Raw genomic sequence first — 20,280 nt, forward strand, 5'->3', positions numbered from 1 at the left:
GCCTTGCAAAACGAGAAAATCTGCTTTATACTGATTTTAGTGTATTTTTAATCAGTGCTGCAGAGAAAAGTCCTTATTTTATGGGCTTTTCAGTGGGTTCTAAGTACCATTTTGATACCGATAGTTCCGGGAAGTTCCATTGGTATTCATGGACTTAAAATCCCGTGGGTAGTGATACCCGTACCGGTTCGATTCCGGTCTGCGGCAGTAGGTAAAAGTGAGAGAAACGTTGAATTTACAGCGTTTCTCTTCTTTTTTTGCTTCAAAAAGTTTGAACACCTTTGAACACTTTATGAGGAAATCCCCAGTTTTTGAAAAGCAAAGCGGTCATTCTTCCTCTTGTTGACGTTCCGTAAATAGTGAAGCGTGGTTGCCGTTTCGCTATGCCCCATTAAATAACTCAAGGTTGTGAGATTGTTTCCGTCAAAGGCAGTTGAGGCATTGTAGAAACGGATTTTATGACTGGAATGGTAAGGAACACCAGCTTCTTTGCAATACTTCTTTAAACGGCGGTTGAAGCTGTCTGTTGTCATGATTTCTCCATTGGGTTCAAAGACATACACTCCATGCGGATTTAATTCTCTGGCTTTCTGAAGAATCTTGATTGCTTCATCAGTCAAGAACTGTTTGCGGAAACCATGAGAGGTATTTCCTTTCATCTGGTTGACTACCTTTACTTCTCTTTTGGAAAAGGTTAAATCATCGTTTAGTGTCCGTTCACAGGTAGCCTGTCGGTGCAGATAGACCATTCTGTTTTCATAGTCAATATCTTCCCAGCGGATTGCTTTTGTTTCCCCGATACGGATAAACAGATAAAAGGATAGTTGTATCGCAAGGGAATAAGGCTCTGTGATACAGCTAAGATAATGCAGTAGCTTATGTGTATCGTCACGGGAAAATACGTTGTCACTTTGTACTTCCACAGGCTTGTAGGTGAACTGCTTGAAATTCACATCAGAGACAGGATTGTGGGAGATGATTTCTTCCTCAATGGCATAACTCATGATTCCATTTAAGACAGAACGGGCGTTGCTGATTCTCTTGTGGGTATGCTGACGTTCTTTTGTGGCTTCTCTGAAAAAGCGGATAAGGGTAATCGGTCTGATTTCTCCTATCTTCATTTTGGAAAGAGCCGTGTCTTTGAAAAATCTGTTCCATTCAGAAACATACTCTTGAATCGTCTTTGCCTTTACAGAAGTGTAATCTCTTTTGTATAAGAGCCATTCTGTATATAACTCTTCCAGTGTGATATTCTCACGGTTTTCGATTTTTTGCTTCTCAATATAAAATCTGATGATTTCTTTTTCAAGGTTCTCTTTACTCTTCCGCTTGATCGGACGGCGGTTGTTGGGTTTGGTGTCATCTGGTAAATAGGTACGCCAGCTTTTTTCAGATTCCGAGTAATAAATTTCATATTTGTGATTCTCCAAGATTTTCTTATTTGCCATAATTTCAAAATCTTTGAAGACTTCATCTGGAGTCATATTAGCACAAGCGGCTAATGTGTTCAATAACGTAATATCGGAAGATGTAACAGGGTTATTCATCAGAATCCCCCCTTACACCCATAGTTTCTTTTTTGATTTTGATGTAGGTAACACTGCTGTCCTTTAAATAAGAACCAGTAGCTAAAAAGGATTTTGTATCATATATCTGCCGTGTGTACTCTTTTTGAAAAATGATAGTTTCATTCTGTAATTCGAGAATCATATCATCAGTCAGCATGAGTCTTGTTTCTTTCGGCATTTTCAGGTTTTGTGATTTGAAAAACGCCTTTTTCTTATGCTCCTTTACATCAAGGTCTTTCCCAAAATATTTGCTGAGATAGCGACCACGGTTCTCCTTGCTGTCTACATCAATACGGTTTATCTTAATAAAACCATGCGACCATAAATCTTGTAATTTTTCTTTTGCTATGTATGGAAAATCAAAGAAAATAACATGGTAGTGGATTGCACCACGTTTTTGTTTCTCCCACGTTGCAATATACTTTAATAATTGTCTTTTGGTTTGATACAGGTAATAATTTAATCGCTGGATAAAATACTTAAATTCTCGGTTCGTTATGGTAATGTCTTGAATATTATCTCTGAATGTCAGCGTTACAAATTTGGTTCTGTTATTGAAATTACAGTCCACGATACGGGCAATCTCCCAACGTGTCTGTTCATAATGTTTTTGTTTGCGTTTCAGGCTGTCATATTGCTTATGAGCTGACATCTCATCAAAGGTTTTACGTTTGCTTGTTTTCTCTAAATCTGCATTTTCTGTTGAATGACTGAAAATAGGATTCTTATAGATATATACTTCTTTGGTGGTAGGAGTTTCAATGATTTTCGTATTGTATGCAAAACATTCCTTTGCTTTGCTCACGAAATCCACCTCGTATCCTATTTTGTAATGTGTTTTCTTCCTGTTTTCGGAAGATGTTGTTTTATATATCAAGTCTAGTCAGAAGAAATATCTGCCCTTTCCAAGTCAGACAGCCAGCACCTAAGACGCTGTCCGGCACTGTCTGTCTGACAGGAGAGAGACTATTTCATTCCGGCTATCTTGATGTTATTTGCTTCTGCTTTGACAGAAAGCCGTCCGTTATAGAGACTCGCCCATGTATGTAATCCCTCAAACATGACAGGGACTTGCCCTTTCTGTTCCAGTTCTTCATTGGAAATCAGCGGACTGGACGTTTTTACACCTACTTTGACTTTTTCAAATTTCAGCTTTGGAAAGAGAACAGTATAGTAGAAGCCGAGCTTTTCTTTTGTAGAAAAATCTACCCAGTCGGAAACTTCTACAAGCTGGAACTGTTCTTCCAGTTTGTTTGGATTTAAAATAAAGTCGCTTCCTCGAATCATGGTATCACCTCCTTTTGAAATATCTAAAAATCAGATATTAAGATAATCATATGATAAACCAAACTAAATGAAATGTCAATAGAAAATATCTGAATATCCGATAAAAAGATTGACAAGGGAAAATTGATGAAATATAATGTGCTTAGAAAGGAGGACGTTCAACATGAACAAAATTAAAGAATTACGGAAAGAAAAGAATATCACGGTTGCAGAACTAGCAAAAGAACTGGGAATCTCACAGAGTATGCTGACAAACTACGAAAACGGAAATGGAACGCCAAGAGATGAATCTATCTGGGAAAAACTGTCACAGATATTTGGAGTGAGTAAAAGCCATGTTATGGGGCTAACTACGGATATTGAAACGGCAAATAAGAAAAAGCCGTTGAAAGTGGTGGTGGATATGTCACAGCCTGTTTCTATCCAGCCGAAGAACCAGACCGACCTTGACGTGCTGATGAAACTGGATTTAATAGACAGTGATGATATGGAAGAAGTGTCGGAGTTCCTCGACAAACTCTTAGAAAAAGAGAGATATGAGGGGCGGAGAGAATCAAACATGAAGTATGTTGCAGGATAGGAATGCTTTCTAAGCCGTCCGCTTGCCCAGCCGACCCGCCGCCCTGTTAGGAACCGTCGCTCTGGGCACCCTGCGGGACACTGGTTAGCAGAAAAGCACGAACAAGGGAATATGGACGGCAGACTATGCTTAAAGTCGGTACAGTGCGGAAAAGGGTATGTAGAGATGTCAGAGTCTTACATACTTTTTTCTTGTGCGCTTCATATATTTAGATTATACTGAATAGTAGTTAAGTAAATTGGAATGGTGGAGGTTAAAACAGTTGATATTGAATGAAAAAGTACATATAGAAAATCATAATCTTCATTGGCGCTATGATTTTAATGATGAAATAAAAATGTTAAAAAATAAACCGCACTTAAAAACACTGACTTTTGAACATATTGGTAGCACTTCAATTCCAAACATAAAAGCAAAACCGATTATAGATATTATTATAGGGGTGAGGAGCTTCCCGCCAGAAAAGATAGTAATACAAGAAATAGAAGCAAGCGGCTATACATATATGCGGGAAATGAGTGTATCTGACAGATTATATTTTATAAAAAGAGATATAAAGAATTTTAACTTACATATCGTCGAATACAAAGGGGATGTATGGAAAAAGGATATATTGTTTCGTGACTATATGATAAAGTATCCGGAAAAAGCACAGGCATACTCGGACTTAAAAGAACAAATTTTAGCCGGTGGAATTGATACCTTATTGGAATATTCTGAAAAGAAAGCAGAGTTTATTTCGGAAGTTCTACGAGATATATAGCGTTTGCAAATTCCAGTTTGAGAGAGACAAGCGTTTGAACACTTTTTGAACACCGCAGACGTGATGAAGTCTCCAAAGCCCCTTTCTTTCGGTATTTTTGATTACTTAAAACGGTTCGATTCCGGTCTGCGGCATGGATTATAAGACTGATTCTTATGAGAGTTAGTCTTATTTTTTTGTCGTAATTTATTTTAATAAAAGATTGAGTAAAGCGTTCCATATTCACAGATGGGCGCTTTTTTATTATTTACAATACCTCCATTATAACATGGGCGGAAGGAAGAGCGGCGGCACTGCAGCACGCGAGCACGATTGGCGGATGAAGCGGTTGTGTGTCGAACGGTATGGCCGGTAGTGTGAGAGGTTGGAAAGTATAATTTAAGTTTATGATATAATTAATTCAGAAAAATATTATATTCAGAAACAGAAGAAAAAAGAGCAGCTTATAGGAAAGATAAGACTGCTCTAAGTGTGATTGATTTTCAAAATGCTTCCGTACATTGTCTGCGGAAGAAGATTTTAGGGAAAACACACTTTGGCGGCTTGGTTACGATCATAATAATTCTGTAGTATGAAAGAAAAAGTGAATAGAAAAAGGAGAAGACATGAGAGGAAAAAAGAAAATGCGTTATCTGGCTATGTTTATGGCAGTGGTGATGGGGGTCACTTCACTGTCTGATTCGGTTCTTGCTGCTTTTAATAGTACCGCAGAGGAGGCTAATGCAAAAGATACCCTGAAGAAGCTGGAGGAAGGCCAGGAAATAGAGGCTCAGGAGGCGAAATACATTCTGGAGAGCCTGGGCATTTTTAATGAAGACGGCTCTATGAATACGTCAAAAATCATTATGGATCAAAGAGAGTATTCTCTGGAAGAGATAAAGGAATATCTGCAGGGAGGAACAGCTGATCTTGATAAGAAGGTATCTGTGGATGGAACAGAGCTGACTCTCGGAAATGTGCAGACCATGCTTCAGATCGAGGAGGAACTGTCCAATTATCAGACCACTTATTTCCCTGAAAACACAGGGGAATATACACCGGAAATGGAGGCAACCATATCTTCCCTCCTTATGCAGCTCAATGAGGGTAAGCTGACCATAAAGGCTAAAAATGCGGCAAATGTGATCAACAGAGATGTAACCCTTTCGGTGGATGAATTGGCAGAAGCTCCGGCAGGTGAGGAGATTACAGTAAATCTTACCATCTCGGAGGCGGTCACTCATACTATTTTTGTAGAGTACAGGACAATGGACGGGGTTGCCAAGGACGGTACGGATTATGAAGGGAAAAAAGGTGTTTTGCGCATCCCGGCAGGGGAGACAACAGCTTCTGTTACCATTCCTACAAAAAACAGTATTGATGAGAACGATGAAAGTACCTGGTGGAACGGAAATAAGTTATTTTATGTTGAGTTTACGAATGTAACAGGCGCTGTCTTTACAGACGGTGGAAGCTTCCAGTATTCCAAGGCCGGAATCCAAGGAAATCTGGCAGATTTAGATGGCAGTCCGTGGACGGCAACGTCAGGAAGCCTTCCCAATCCTGCCTATGATCCCACAACGACCACCGAACCTGAGAATTTTTATTTTTATAGTTTTTCCGTGCCACAGAGTTATGTAAAAGTCATTGACTTTTTGACTGCGAATCTTGACAGTGACGATGGCAATGGTGTGGGCGTCTTTTATGATTTGCGCACCTTGAGTGAGGACGGACAATCTCTTTCCGATAAATGGGGAAGCATAGGGGCCTATCCGGAGTATCAGAGCGGAAATCTGGTTTATAATATAGATTTAAGTGAAAACAGTACAGGATTTCCAGCATTCGTGAAGAATGGGGGCTACAAAAAGACTATAGCGGCATTACCCACGACAAGATATTCCGCACTGTATTCACTAAAACCTATGTGTAAACCAGTAACGGGAACAACGGTAACTTTAAAACCGGCAGAAACGGACCAGATCTATTATGAAGATGCTATGATTCCCTGTGTTTTACAGACCAATGGAAATGTATCCTTGGGGGGACCTGTGAGTATATTTGAGGACGGTGTTTTGTCTACGGATGATGGAAGAAGATTTGGCGATACTTTTTCCTGTCTGTTGACAAAGGATCAGTATGAAGCCGTAAAGTTAATGTGCAGTGAAAATGAAAGTACCTATCCGAACTTTAACAGAGCAGACTACAGTTGGAGCCAGGAACCCAATATGGGTGCCATGGATATGGGGAAGGGAACGGTTCAGTTTGAGGGATTCGATACTGCCAATAATAAGTTCATTACAGACGGTCCTAAATATGTGCAGGAATACATTAAAGGAATTACGGTGGACAAGCAGTCCTATGACCCGGGTACCGAAGGGGACCAGACTGTTACGGTTACAGTAACTTATGATAACCAGACTCCTAATGATGACTGGCTCTGGAATGATTATGCCAATGATTACAACAAAGAAGGAAAAGAGTCTGTGGACCGTCTGAAAGTAAGCTTGGACGGAGGGGCAACTCTGTATCAGCTCTCCCCGGAGCTGGACGAAAAGGGAGACCCTAAAAAGAATGGTAAACTGACGGCACAGATTCCCCTGCCCTATAATACCCAGACGGAGGAACAGACCTACAGAGCAGAACTGTTTCTTATGCCGGCGGCTGCCGATGTGACGGTTCCCCAGGTAACCGGTGTGAAATCGGATTATGCCTGCCTTGTGGGAGCAAACCATATGGCAGAATTTAAGGTAAAACCAGTGAATCTGATTCAGGAGGGGGAATTGGAGCTTCAGAACCTTCCGGATGGAAATATTCTGTATATGGTGCAGGAGGAAGCGTGCACACTCGGATGCAGTATAACCACAGAGAATCCTACATTCCCCGGAATCGAATGGACCAGCAGCAATGAAGATGTGGCCCTGATCAACCGTATGACCGGCGTGATCACACCTAAGGCCGAAGGTGAAGTACAATTTACGGCAACAGCTAATAACAGGAAAGCTGCGCCGGCAGTGTCAGTCCAGACGCCTGTGATCACAGTGGTAAATGATGGGCCTCCGGCCATTGCCGTTCCAAAAGGGATGGATATAGTCCATGCCAGAAAAAAGGGAAAAGCATCTGTTTACTGGATGAGTAATCTTAACGGTAAGGGAAATGATCAGGTTTATACTGTAGATCTGTATGAGGGAGATTATACAGATAAAGAGAAAGAACTTCCGGCAGAAGACAAGATCATCAAAACATATGAATTTACGGAAACCGTAACCGGAGAAATCGAAGAAAATGTTTTGACAAAAGTGTCAAAAGACGGATTACCGGTATATACCTTTGCAGTACATACACCCAACCCGGATAACCCTCAGATGGAATTGTCCGCAAGAGGAGGAATCATAGTCAGTCCGGTTCCTGCCTCTGTGCGTCTGACCACACCGGAGAAGCTTTACATGGTGGATAGTGAGACAGACAGTTTTCCGGTTTCCTGGTCTTTATCGGATACGGAAGAAGATTATGAGTTCCAGCTTTCTGTGAAAAAGAACGGGGATGAGATTTACAGTACCACAGAGGGGACATCTGCAGCATTTTCAGTTGACAAAGTTGACGAGGGAACGCTTAAGGATGTTTATACTGTTACGGCAAAGGTACGAAATAAAGGTACAGAAGATAAGCTGTGGTCCACGGATTCTTATCTGGTGCAGGTATACCGTGAGGGGGCTTTTGCTTTTAATGTGGACGGGGAGAGAGAAGAAAATGGCGCAAGTATTGCCATTGCCAATGAGGAAAGGATTCCTACTTTAAAAAATTATAACGGCAGTTGGTCCGACGAGGATAGTCAGGCAATCGTGGATATGAACCGACAAATCTCTCTGGATAAATCCGTTAAGATTTTTGATAGCAGTAGCTGGAATATGGCTGCAGACAGATTTGCCTGGTCATCGGATGACAGTTCCGTGATGCCTCTCTACAGAAAAGACAGTACCGGATATACAAATATTGAGAAACTTGCCAGTCCTTATCAGGCACCGGACCAGGTATTCATGATGTCCGGCAAAAAGGATGGAACAGCTACCGTGAAAGCAGTGCACAGCCGTACGGGCAAAGAGATGAGTCTGACGACAGAGATCAGTACCCTGAAAGACAAGCTGTATTTATTCCAGTTTACTCCCATGCAGGAAACTACCATTACGTACGAGAGAAGAGACGGAAAAGAGGTAAGTATTCGTACCAACGAACAGGGACAGGCGGCCATCTATGACCCGGACGGTATAGAGAATGCTGTTCAGGCCCGTTCCGGTTCTGAGGATACCACCCTTTATCTGGGGACTGTTCAGCCGGATGTTTTAGTTTCCTCTGAGAAGGACAAGGGAAGAGATGAGCTGTATCCTGTGAACTACATTACATTGGATGAAGCGGCTCATGTAAAATTATATCTGAAAGATGAAAAAGGAGATCCCTATAAGGGGAAGGTCACCTATACTGGAGGTGCTTATAAAAATCAGAAATACTGTCCCCTGGTGCAGAAAGGGAGCATGGACAATCGTCTGGAGACGACTTTGGGACAGGACGGAGAATTGGAATTCTATTATGATGTTACCAGATTATACAGTGAAGACGAGGATGCCCATACACAGCTGCATGCAGGTGACTATCTGGAATTTGTGTACGATATCCGAACACCGGATGATGCATATTATCCCAGACTGATAACAGTGGACAGTTATTCCCAAGAGAGAGGGGCAAGCTTTACAGACAGTATCGTAAATCTGGAAAAAAATACGGATACGGAAAAGAAAGTCTATATCTCTGCACAGAAGGTAGAGTATCCCAATAAGGGAGACTTAGATATTTTGGGCAGAAAGGAACCCATAGGATGCACAAACCAGTATCCCAAAATCTCTCTGAAGACAGAAATGTTGTGCTGGGGACTGGATACAGATTCTGATTTCCAGTGTTTCCTTACAGATGAAGAACAGAAGAAACTGGGGCGGCAGGAATTTAAAGTGAAAAAGTATCCCTTTACAGACCTGATGACAGCATCTAATGAGGTGCCTGTAGATGAGAATACGGGGATAGACATGGGAAGCTCCAGACGCTTTACATCCCAGTTATATGAGAACGGTGAAATGGTCAGGTCTATACCGCTGCCGTTCCCTGTAACAAATATGATAGGGATTGAGGTGACCGAAGAAAAGCAGTTCAAGCCTTTTACCGTGGATGTAAACTTAAAACAGACAACCGCAGGTGATGCCGCTTCCCAAGGCGGTGAGGTAGGGAGCAGGGGGCTTCAGAAGTTTAATACAGGAGTAGACACACCCTTCTTTAAGGTAACCGTTACGCCTACGGTGGATCCCTTTGTATTCCATGCATTTGCGGGATATGATATAGATCTTCTGGGGATGGATACAGATATGGTCATGAATCCCATAGACTGTGACACTACCGGTGCCAATGCATCCGCTTTTGTAGCGGCTGTTACGGGTAAAGAGAAGAATTTATCAGGGCGGTTTCAAGGGAAAATGAATAAAACGCTGAAGAAACCGGGAGATACAGATTTCGGAGGCAGGGCAGCCGGTTATATGGCCGGAGATATTATATTTAATATAGAGACAGGAGCCTTTGAATTCGTGATCACAGACAGCGGATTTACACTGGGTGGGAAATTCGGATATCATTGGACCTTTAACTCTGTGGTGGGAATTGTCCCCATCACGGCAGAATTTGCACTGGGTGCTGCTATGGAGCTGGATTATAAGGCCATGGCCGCTTACTCGCAGGAGACCAATAAGTTTGGTTCAGATATTCTCACCACGCTGCGGGTAAATGCCTATATGCGTGCATTTGCGGGATTTGGTTTTGATGTGGCGATTCTGGCACTGAAAATAGGTATGTTCGGACAGATCAATTTGGAGCATTACAGTCAATTCTTGAGCCGGACCTATCAGAAGAGTGACAAGCAGATCCAGGGACACAGGACAGAACTGTCAGGTGTGATCGGTATTGAATTTATGCTGAAGGTATTTTTCTTCAAGTACAGGAAGGTGCTGGCGTCCACCAATATGCCTACGCTTACCTTCTATAACGGAAACTGGGATGCTATCCAGCAATGGATCGCCCAGGCAGATCTTCCGGACTGGGGAGGAAATGTATCGCCCAATGCTATGCTGTTGTCTGAAAACGGCGGACTCGCCGAGGTGGATAATGCTATTCTTGCAGAAGACAGAAGCTATCTGCAGCGTGCAGCCGTGTTTTCACTGGAAGACGACCATACGGCTCTTGATACCCTGTTGGCTCCGGCTTATCCTTACGGATATCCCCAGGTGACCAGGGACGGAGGAATTACAGTGGCGTTGAGTGACCAGAATTCTGCGGATCTGAATCAAACAAGGGTTTACTGGAGCCAGGGCAGCAATGCGCCCTCCCAGGCAATTCCCGTAGACTGGACAGGTGAGGAGACGCCGGATTCCAATGTTTCACTGGCAGGTACCGGAAGCTTTGCCGTGGCCGCATGGGAGAAGCTGAGAAGCCCTGTATCCATGGATCAGCAGGGGGAATATTCTAATGCTGAGGCATCTGTGGGTATGTCTCAGATGATGAACGATTCGGAGGTGGTGGCTTCCGTTTATGAGGGAGGTTCCTGGAATTCTGTTCGGCTGACAGATAATAATAATGCGGATATGGCACCCCAGGCCGCATCAAACGGTGAAGATGCAGTGGTTATTTACCGGAGCATGGCAGGTTCCAATTTGGATGATCCCCTGGATAATGATGTTATGGATGAGCTGTGGTACAGCCGTTACAGTAAAGGAAAGTGGTCAGAACCCACACCCATCTACCGGGAAACCAACGGTTCGATCAGCGCTCTTGAGGCAGTTATGGATGAAAATGGCCATACAGGAATCGCGTTTACTGTAAAAAGAGAAGATGCATCCTCTGAGGAGGAGATAAGCGATACCTTCTTTATGGCACTGAGAGCGGACGATACGGTTACAGATTCCATCAGACTTACACTGGGTGAAGGTACAAACGAAAATGCCAAGATCACTGCTGCAAATGTGGATGGCAGAAGCCAGTTTATAACAGCCTGGTATCAGAATCAGTATGACGCAGATTTGGATTCTACGGTAGGTGACATCTGTTTTAAGATTCTGGACAGCGATGGTGTGGTCAAGACGGATTTCCCGGACAGCTTAAGCGAAATGAACACCAACAGCAGCGCAGCTCTTGGCAGCAGATTTGAATTTGTAAAATCAGCAGGGGAATCTCTGGAACATACAGGAATCGCCTGGACAGCATCTGATATGACACCGAAGGAGGATTCCTCACAGGAAACGGAAAAAGACCTTCTGTATGTATCTATGTTTAAAGATACGGATAAAGGGATTGTCATGACACCTGGAACCGTTGCAGCGGATCCGGGAGATTATACATCCATAGACAGCTTCAGTGTATGGAGCCAGGATGAAAAGACGCTGAACAGCATGCTTTTGGGAACCTATTATGATTCATCCAATGCATCTCTGGCCACGATCTATGAAGGACAGCCAGTTAATATTGCGGAAGATACATCAATCCTAATGAGCGGAAGTGCGTCACTGAACAACAAAATGGAAGTGGACCATGTAAGCTATGAAAATGAAGCTCTTCAAAAAGGAGGACTGCTTCCTCTATCATTCTATGTGGTGAACCAGGGATATGAGACAGTAAACAGGATTAAGATCACCTCAGGGGATACAGTTCTGGCAGATGAAGCGGTATCTCTGCTTCCGGGCCGGGATATGATGGTCAGTGGAAATTATCCTATACCCAATGAGGAAGATAAAAATATTGCCAACGTTGAGTATACCGTCAGCGCATCCTTTGAGAGTGGTGAGGAAAATACAGAGGGAACCATAGTATTGGATACACCGGATGCGGGGATCAGTTTAAAAGAAGTAAATATTTTAAAAGAACAGGATGAAATAAGAGAGTTCCAGATGCAGTTCTATAATGACAGCGCAAATGATCTGTCAAAGACGGGATATAAAGTAAAACTTGGATTTTATAAGAGCAGCGGCGGAGAAGTAGCAGCAGATGTGAAACTTCTCTCCGATACCCGAAAAACCCAGGAACCAATAGGAACAGGTGTGTACCAATTGTCACAGGAACAGGTACAGATGCTTGACAAGGATAGTCTGAGCATGAATTTTGCTTATGAACTTACAGACGCGGACACACTCCCTATGAATTTATATGCCAAATTATGGATAGAAGATGAGGATGGCAACAAGGTCATGGATTCTAATGTCCTGAACAATGACAAAATGATCAGATTCCAGGATCTGATGGCAAAGAACAACGGGAAACAGTTTCTCACAGAGAACCAGGTATCTGTAAAGAGTAATTCCACAGAAGCCACTGTCACGGTAAAGAATCTGTCCAGGACAACAGCAGAGAATGTAAATGTTCTGGTGGGGCTGTACAGCGCTTCAGGAAAACTTTTAGATACCAAATATCTGGCAGTTAATCAAGATGAACTGATGAACCTTGGAGCAGAGGGAACAGAATCCAGACAGTTGACATTTGATCAGCCGGGTAATTATGTGCGCTCAACAGTGCTGATGCAGAATTTTGACCGGGCAGATGCTTCATTAAAGAGCCTAGGCGCAGAACAAGTAAAATTTACGGCAGATTTTGATCCGGATACACTGGATTATGAAGGAGATGGTGAGAATCTTTCGGGAACTGTCATCACAGCAGCCAGCAGCCATCCGGAAGCGGCTGTGACCATCAACGGAGAGACTACTGTGAACGGAACCCTCCAGGTACCTCTTTCCTACGGGGAAAATGTGATCACCATTGAAGTGCGATCCGCAGAAGAGGGAATGGAGACAAGAACCTATACATTGAAGATCAATAATAAAGAGGTAAAGGAGAACAATTATCTGACTCTGGTACGGGCAGATCAGGAAACGGAAAGTGACTGGTACGGCACACCTGTGAGCTATAGGATCAATTTGCCAGAAAATGTAAAGGATGCAGGATTTGCCTCTTTCAGATTCACCACGGACAATGGCACCACCTGGAGCGAAGAGAACGTATGGGAGCAGGGGAAAGAAAACCTGGTCGAGATTGCCCAAGAAGGTATCTATGACAATGGAATTGCGGTCCGTCTGTTTAGAGAGGACGGAAGTTATTTGGAGAGTAATCCCATATCTGTAAATATTGATATGACACCGCCTGTTATTACGGGGATCACTTATGAAAAATTAGATGAAGAAGGTAATGTAATACCGGGCGAAGAAGCAGACGGCAACTGGAAAGGAAACTTAAGGATTCTGGTACATACAACGGATGCTCTTTCAGGAATCGGAAAAGTAAATGCTGTCATGGAATCAGAGCCGGGGACAGGGTATACGGCCGAGGCGGGAGAGGAAGGAATCTATACTTTTGAAGTATCACCATCCTACAGAGGCAACATCCTGATCACATCCGAAGACAAGGTGGGCAAGTCTGTACGAAATTCCATTCGTGTCAATGTGGATGATAAAGTACCGGCAGGCATGCTTTTTGAAACACAGGTAAGTAAGACAGATCCTACGGCAGAACCGGTTACTGTTTCTATAAAGACCATTCATCCGGATATGGTATCTGACAGTATCGAATATTCTGTAGGAGATGAAGAACACTGGCAGCAATACAGTGAGCCATTTGCCGTGGAAGAAAACACGATAATCTACTACAGGGCACAGGATACCTCAGGAAATATGACAGAGGTTCAGACGCTGACAATTTCCAATATTGATAAGAATCCACCAATACTGAAGCTGAACCTCACAGGAGATGCAGAGGGGTGGAATGCAGGAGATGTAGGCGTGACAGTGGCCAATGAAGGTAAAATACTGGGCGAACCGGCATTCTATTACTGTGAAAAAGGGAAAGAGGATCAGGAGAGCAAATGGAGAAAGATAGATGCAGATGAGGATGGAAAATACGGGGTTGTCTTTACCGAAGAAGGTGAGCACACCTGGATTTTCAAGGCTGTTTCCCCTGCAGGAACAGAAAGCAAGTATGTGGAGTCCGTGATCAGGATTGACCGTACGCTGCCCACAGGAAGTCTGAAGATTGGCACGGAAAGCTGGGACAGCCTTCAGAGCAGGAGTAGTAAGACCATAAAGAGAGGAAGCGATCCCTCCATGAGAATCACCTCTGATGATGAACCCTCAGGTGTCAGAAGTGTGGAATATGCTGTAAGCACACAGAGGATCACAGAAATCTCAAAAATGGGAGAAGAGGAATTAACCTGGAAAACATACCGTTCTGCTGTAAAAGTACCGTTGAATAAAAAGGGTGTAACTATCGTATATGCAAGAATAACAGATATGGCAGGAAATACAACGTATCTGTCCTCCGATGATTATAAATATGAGGAGTCCAAAACGATTATTTCCAAAATAAAGGATATGCTTACCGGAAGTGTGGCAACCGGAGATAATACACCTATTATGCTGTTTGTTATTTTGCTGTTGGCAGCCGCAGCAGTTCTCCTGACTTTGTCTGTGAAACGGCAAAAGAGAGGAAAAAAGTAGAATAGCAGTATCAGAATTATAATTGAAATTTTCAAAAACAGGAGGAGCGCCGGGAGTGTGCTCCTTCTGTTAAGGTTTTTCATTATATTGCAGCAGTATCAATAGAAAACCATACATACTAGAATACACCCTGTCATATTAATGGCAGGGTGTTTAAAAATATCTGATATTTTTATGTATAGGCTGGATTATATATTGTTAGTTAATATTTTCAGAAGCAGCTAGCATTTGACGGAACATTTCATTTTCAACTTTATCGTAATTGTTTGACCATATCGAGCTGTTTTTTCCAGCGTCTTGAGGATTGTTTCGTGAGCTATCAAATGTATTTTTAACTAAATCAGCACCAATTTTATCCCATAGACTAAAAGGAGAGATCCTCCATGAGAGTGTCTCTTTGTTAATTAATACGCGGAAGGCACCGAATACAGGAAGTATATACCCGGAAGCTACTTTATAGTCTGTGTCCTTTTCAAGAAAGAGAGTTTTAAAAGGCTCTTTTCCATCTTTCTTTTTTTCAATGCCACGAACTGCTCCAAACTTTCCAGATGGATTATATTCTAAATATTTGTTTCTGAAATCTAGCTCAATTCGATCATATAAACGAACCAGCTCTGGTAATAACTTGGCTAAATTGTGATAATACCCGGTACCATTGTCTAAGTCTGCTTTAATATCCTTGAAGACATATGCCTTTCCAGAGTATGCTTGGGTTGGAGAATCTTTAGAATCTGAAAATCTATATATATTGTAGGTAAAAAGTAATTTTAGTAATTCGACTATTTGCAATCTTTCCTTTGAATTATCTTTGATGGCAATGTCATTAGCATATGGCTCGTCTTTTACGGCCTCTTTAACAAAATCAAATTTATTGTCAAGTTCATATAAGGCTATATCTGAAACAGATGCAGAGGTATTTCTGGCATCAGCAATACGTGAAACTGTAAGATTATCACCTACAATGATTTCTAATTTGACAAATTTATCAATGTCTTCGGAAAGATCATCTCGATTTTCTATAATTGCAGTATATGTATGTCCGCCATCAAGGATACCATAGTTTTCAGGATCATTGTCCAGATCAAGAGTTATCGCATTATTAGTAGTGTTAAAGTTAAAACTTTTCGCAACTATCACAATACCTCTATTATTGATATCAAAGTCTGTATCAGGAGATTTTACTGCGTTAATTAAAGCCTTTGCGACAGCAGTATTCATTTTAGGCTTGCGAGGGTTTACTTCAAGAGGGATATCACTTGGAAGTTCTTTGAAGTTGACATATGCAAAATAAGTAGTGACCCCTTTTTGGGAGGGTGAATTAATTGTGCGAACAGAATACGCTTTAAAATGTACTTTGGAAGTCATATTGACGTCCTCCTTTGTATTTTTTATTTGGCTTGATGGATTACCATAAGCTATGATTAAAATATAACATAATCAAATTAAATTTGTAAGGAACCTTGGTTCCAAATGTGATATAATAACGACATGACTAGACGTAAAAAAAATAATCAAAATATTGAAGTGGGAAATTTAATATATGAATATCGTAAAAAATTAACAGATATACCTAAGTCGAGACAAGGTTTTATTGATGATAGGAGCGCAAAATTTTTTAACAATGAAGAATGGATTAGTGAGAAGACTTTGGGTAATTATGAGACAGGGCAAAATATACCGTCGTTGGAGAATTTAAAGAAATTATCAGTTGCCTTAGAAGTTGATACACTGGAACTCATAGCAGAGATCTTAAAACTAATATAAATAGTGCGATTGTAATATTGTTTAAATAAAAGAAGTTCAATAAAATTTATAAGGATATTACTGTCTGGCTTATTTTTTTTATTCTCATGCTGCGGGAGAAACCCATATGATCACCAGCATAGAGCCATCATAATTGGGGTATGTCATTCAGAAGCGGGTATAACTCTGGGAGCGGGAGAGTGTTTATCCCACATTTACATTGCCGCCATGTCATGCCCCTGTCTATGGGGAAATGGGCAAAGACTATATGCTGTATTACTTGGAAGGCAATGCCTCTATGATAACGATGGAAGCTGTGAAAACTTTTCGTATAATCCTGTGTGATTTTCATCTACTATTAAAATCCCTTTCGATTTTCTCATATAATTAAAAAATAGTGTTACCGGTATGCTGCGTCCCGGCATTCCTCTACAAAGCCATGCTAATTATTACAAAAATATTAAAAAATCTTGACAAATACATTCTACTACAATAGAATAATAATATATTCTATTGCAATAGAACAAATGAAAAAGGAAAGGGACATTTAGATAATGAAAAAAAGAATTGTCTGCATTTTATTGGCTTTGGCATTATGTCATTACGGGGAGCTGCCTGTATCAGCAGCCAGGGAAGAAGAGCTTCAGGCGGAAAAAGAAGAAAATACCAGGAAACTTACCGATATAAATGAAAAGGTCAATGATTTGGAGTATCAGAAACAACAAATGCTGTCTGACATTGATACGCTGGACCAGAAACTTGTAAGCGTCCTGGCACAGATTGAGTTGCTGGATGAGCAGATAACAGGTAAAAAGAATGAGATCACAGAGACAGACGCCAAGCTGGGTGAAGCGGAAACGGCGAAAGAAAAACAGTATGAGGCTATGAAGAAGAGGATTCAATACATATATGAGAACGGAGGCTCAGCAGTATGGGCACTGTCTCTTCTGGAAGCAGAGGATCTGTCTGACTTTCTGAACAAGGCAGAATATACAGAGAAGCTATATGATTATGACAGAAAAAGTCTGGAAGAATATGCAGAGACCATCAGTCAGGTCCGGGAATTATCAGAAAATCTCACAGCAGAAAAGGCAGAGCTGGAAGAGATGAAGAATGAACAGGAACTGCAGAGGGCATCCATGGAGGCTTCTATGGAAGAGAAAAAGGAAGCCGCATATGATTATGAAAAACAGATTGAAGAAGTACAGGCACAGGCGGCTCAGTATAAAGCGCTGATAGAGGAGCAGAATCAGGAGCTGAAAGAGCTTGAGGAGGCAAGGAAAAAAGAAGAGGAAAAGCAGGCAAAAGAGGCAGCAAAGAAGCAGAATGAGAAAAATTCGGAAGATGAGACCCGAAATGACCAGAGTAAGGATAACTCTGACAGAAAGACGGAGGATTCCTCCGCAGCAAGCGGCAGCAGTACAGGCGGTACGGATGACGGTACGGAGGCTGATGGGGATTCAACAGGCAATGAAGATAACGCAGGCAGGATTGACACAGGGATGTCCGATTCCAGCACTACCCCTGATACAGATGATTCTTCTGAGACCGATGATTCTTCTGAGACCGAAGGAAGTACACAGGCCGGAGGAAATACACAAGTCGGAGGAAGCACACAGAACGGAGGTGTCAGCGGGCAGGATGTGGTCAACTACGCGCTGCAGTTTGTCGGCAACAAATACGTATGGGGTGGAGAGAGCCTCACCAATGGGGTGGACTGTTCTGGCTTTACCATGAAGGTTTATGAGCATTTCGGATTCAGCCTGCCACACTATACGGGGGATCAGGAACAGTGCGGAAGAGGTGTATCTTATTCTGAAGCCCAGCCAGGGGATCTGATCCTCTACTCAGGGCATGTGGCTATTTATATGGGAGGCGGCCAGATTGTACACGCTGCCAACAGCTCGCCTTATCCAAAAGGAGGAATCAAGGTAAGTGATAATGCTGCTTATATGCCGATAGTTGCAGTTAGACGCCTGATAGGTTAAAATAATATTAAACATATCAGGAAAGGTGTTTTGCCATGACAGTAAAGTTATTTGATTCGGAGCTAAAGGTAATGGATTTGCTATGGAAGAAGGGCGATATCAGCGCGAAAGAAATTGCGGCGGAACTGAAAGAACAGATTGGATGGAGCAAGACCACAACTTATACAGTGATAAAGAAATGTATAGATAAGGGAGCCATAGAAAGAATAGAGCCTAACTTTCTCTGCCATCCCCTGGTGACTATTGAGGAGACCAGAGAGTTTGAGACGAATGAGCTGATAGATAAAATGTATGACGGTTCCCCGGATTTGCTGGTTGCTTCTATTTTAGGCAATAAAAAGCTGAAACATGAAGAAATCGTCCGGCTGAAAAAGTTGGTAGAAGACTTGAAGTGAGGTGTGTGATGCGTATTTGGATAATGGGTACACAGGCATCCCTTCTGATATTGACGGCAGTTTTTTTCAGAATGTTTCTACTTTACCGCCTACCGAAACGTACCTTTGTGTTTTTATGGTGGGCTGCAGCCTTCAGGCTTCTTATTCCCTATTCAGTGGAGACCAGATGGAATTTGTATACGGTTCTGGAAAAAAGCAGCCGATCTTTCGAGATAAGCAGTGCCATTACGGCGCAGGGACTTCAGGAGACAGGAAAAGGTGGGATAGGACGGATCACACGTGCAGCACCGGCAGTTACAAAAGCAGGTGCGGAGGGGATACAGATTCCAATATGCCTTTGGCTGGCAGGAATCCTGGTTATCGGCTGTGTTTTTCTAGCCATACATATCCGTTTCCTGCTCCATGCCAGAACTTCCCTGCCGGCAGAAAATATAGGCGTAAAGCACTGGCAGGCAAAGCACAGATGTATCAGGAATGTTCGGATAAGGACTTTAGATACCATATCCTCCCCAATGACGTATGGTATCCTGAGGCCTGTGATCCTTTTGCCATCCTGCATGGATATGTCCGATCTGGAAGCGCTGACTTATGTACTGGAGCATGAGTGGATACACATCAAAAGAATGGATGTGGGGCTGAAGTATCTGCTGGCAGCCGCGCTTTGTATACATTGGTTAAATCCTGTTGTGTGGATACTTTTTTTTCTGGCACAGCGTGATATAGAGTTGGCTTGTGATGAGAAGGTGGTAAAAACACTTCACCCCCAAAGCAGGGAGCAGTATGCCATGACTCTTATCAGAATGGAAGAAAACCGGGGGATGGGGAGTGCTTCAAATGTATGCTTTTCAGAAAAACAGTTAGCAGGCAGGCTTAAGGCGATCATGAAAATGAAAAGCTGGACACGCAGTAATGTATTAGGTGCGCTGATGCTTGTGATACTGCCAACGGTACTGTTTTTTACGAGTCCGGGGGTCAAGGGAGAGAGTCTGGTCTTACCTTCCGAAATGGAAAGAGGAGATACACTGGGAGAGCAGATCGCGCTTCTTTCCAGGACACTTGTGGGAAAACCTTATATATACAGTGGAAAAAATCTTTTGGGCGGAACCGACAGTGCGGGATTCGTGAGGGCAGTTTATCAGGAGGCTGGGATACTGCTTCCTGAAGATATGGCTGAGGTGGCAGAAAAAGGCCGGGATATTCCTCCAGAGGAGGCAGTGCCGGGCAGTATTGTTTTTTACGCAAGGGATCATGTGCCCGATCATGTGGCCATTAGCCTGGGCGATGGAAATGTAATACATGCCAGCAATAGCAGGGATGGCGTAAAGATTTCTGCAATAAGTTATAGAGAAATCTGGAAAGTGGTAGACATTCCGGACGATAGGAAATAGATAGATCATGCATATGGAAATGCCCAC

At 42.5% G+C, this 20,280-nt stretch carries 11 protein-coding genes; 7 read left to right on the plus strand and 4 right to left on the minus strand.

Going from position 1 to position 20,280, the window contains the following annotated elements:
• Positions 1-290: 290 nt before the first annotated feature.
• The 3 genes from BLCOC_RS03650 to BLCOC_RS03660 all read right to left on the minus strand — a co-directional run bounded on the left by BLCOC_RS03650 (position 291) and on the right by BLCOC_RS03660 (position 2,855).
• Positions 291-1,547, minus strand: a complete 1,257-nt coding sequence (locus BLCOC_RS03650; protein WP_072522834.1) for a tyrosine-type recombinase/integrase — start codon at positions 1,545-1,547, stop codon at positions 291-293.
• On the minus strand, positions 1,540-2,373 hold the full coding sequence (locus BLCOC_RS03655; RefSeq protein WP_174717641.1) for a rolling circle replication-associated protein: 834 nt from the start codon (positions 2,371-2,373) through the stop codon (positions 1,540-1,542). The genes BLCOC_RS03650 and BLCOC_RS03655 overlap by 8 nt, the downstream gene beginning before the upstream one ends.
• A 161-nt stretch (positions 2,374-2,534) precedes the next feature.
• The gene (locus tag BLCOC_RS03660) at positions 2,535-2,855 is read right to left on the minus strand and encodes a hypothetical protein (protein ID WP_033143642.1); all 321 of its coding nucleotides are present in this window, start codon (positions 2,853-2,855) and stop codon (positions 2,535-2,537) included.
• A 163-nt stretch (positions 2,856-3,018) separates the two neighbouring features.
• Between BLCOC_RS03660 and BLCOC_RS03665 the strand changes: the two genes are divergently transcribed.
• The 3 genes from BLCOC_RS03665 (at position 3,019) to BLCOC_RS03675 (ending at position 14,739) form a co-directional block, all read left to right on the plus strand.
• A complete protein-coding gene (locus BLCOC_RS03665; protein WP_115624445.1) occupies positions 3,019-3,435 on the plus strand; it encodes a helix-turn-helix domain-containing protein in 417 nt (138 codons plus the stop codon).
• 262 nt (positions 3,436-3,697) lie between these two features.
• On the plus strand, positions 3,698-4,198 hold the full coding sequence (locus tag BLCOC_RS03670) for a GrpB family protein (protein ID WP_165907354.1): 501 nt from the start codon (positions 3,698-3,700) through the stop codon (positions 4,196-4,198).
• 605 nt (positions 4,199-4,803) lie between these two features.
• Positions 4,804-14,739: a cadherin-like beta sandwich domain-containing protein gene (locus tag BLCOC_RS03675; RefSeq protein WP_115624447.1), complete on the plus strand. Its 9,936-nt coding sequence runs from the start codon at positions 4,804-4,806 to the stop codon at positions 14,737-14,739.
• Positions 14,740-14,937: 198 nt separating this feature from the next.
• On the opposite strand, the gene BLCOC_RS03680 is transcribed toward BLCOC_RS03675, so the two are convergent.
• Positions 14,938-16,104: an AIPR family protein gene (locus BLCOC_RS03680; protein WP_115624448.1), complete on the minus strand. Its 1,167-nt coding sequence runs from the start codon at positions 16,102-16,104 to the stop codon at positions 14,938-14,940.
• A 123-nt stretch (positions 16,105-16,227) separates the two neighbouring features.
• Between BLCOC_RS03680 and BLCOC_RS03685 the strand changes: the two genes are divergently transcribed.
• The 4 genes from BLCOC_RS03685 to BLCOC_RS03700 all read left to right on the plus strand — a co-directional run bounded on the left by BLCOC_RS03685 (position 16,228) and on the right by BLCOC_RS03700 (position 20,253).
• Entirely contained in the window at positions 16,228-16,503 is a 276-nt protein-coding gene (locus tag BLCOC_RS03685; RefSeq protein WP_115624449.1) for a helix-turn-helix domain-containing protein, read from the plus strand.
• 533 nt (positions 16,504-17,036) lie between these two features.
• Positions 17,037-18,470: a C40 family peptidase gene (locus tag BLCOC_RS03690; RefSeq protein WP_115624450.1), complete on the plus strand. Its 1,434-nt coding sequence runs from the start codon at positions 17,037-17,039 to the stop codon at positions 18,468-18,470.
• Between the two features lie 35 nt (positions 18,471-18,505).
• The gene (locus tag BLCOC_RS03695) at positions 18,506-18,865 is read left to right on the plus strand and encodes a BlaI/MecI/CopY family transcriptional regulator (protein WP_018595166.1); all 360 of its coding nucleotides are present in this window, start codon (positions 18,506-18,508) and stop codon (positions 18,863-18,865) included.
• An 8-nt stretch (positions 18,866-18,873) separates the two neighbouring features.
• On the plus strand, positions 18,874-20,253 hold the full coding sequence (locus BLCOC_RS03700) for a M56 family metallopeptidase (RefSeq protein WP_115624451.1): 1,380 nt from the start codon (positions 18,874-18,876) through the stop codon (positions 20,251-20,253).
• Positions 20,254-20,280 lie beyond the last annotated feature (27 nt).

Source organism: Blautia coccoides, assembly GCF_034355335.1.
In the GTDB taxonomy this organism is placed as follows: domain Bacteria; phylum Bacillota; class Clostridia; order Lachnospirales; family Lachnospiraceae; genus Blautia; species Blautia producta.

Coding starts and splice junctions, on each gene's coding strand:
- BLCOC_RS03650 (WP_072522834.1), bottom strand. CDS start 1,547: ATGAATAACCCTGTTACATCTTCCGATATTACGTTATTGAACACATTA.
- BLCOC_RS03660 (WP_033143642.1), bottom strand. CDS start 2,855: ATGATTCGAGGAAGCGACTTTATTTTAAATCCAAACAAACTGGAAGAA.
- BLCOC_RS03665 (WP_115624445.1), top strand. CDS start 3,019: ATGAACAAAATTAAAGAATTACGGAAAGAAAAGAATATCACGGTTGCA.
- BLCOC_RS03675 (WP_115624447.1), top strand. CDS start 4,804: ATGAGAGGAAAAAAGAAAATGCGTTATCTGGCTATGTTTATGGCAGTG.
- BLCOC_RS03680 (WP_115624448.1), bottom strand. CDS start 16,104: ATGACTTCCAAAGTACATTTTAAAGCGTATTCTGTTCGCACAATTAAT.
- BLCOC_RS03685 (WP_115624449.1), top strand. CDS start 16,228: ATGACTAGACGTAAAAAAAATAATCAAAATATTGAAGTGGGAAATTTA.
- BLCOC_RS03690 (WP_115624450.1), top strand. CDS start 17,037: ATGAAAAAAAGAATTGTCTGCATTTTATTGGCTTTGGCATTATGTCAT.
- BLCOC_RS03695 (WP_018595166.1), top strand. CDS start 18,506: ATGACAGTAAAGTTATTTGATTCGGAGCTAAAGGTAATGGATTTGCTA.
- BLCOC_RS03700 (WP_115624451.1), top strand. CDS start 18,874: ATGCGTATTTGGATAATGGGTACACAGGCATCCCTTCTGATATTGACG.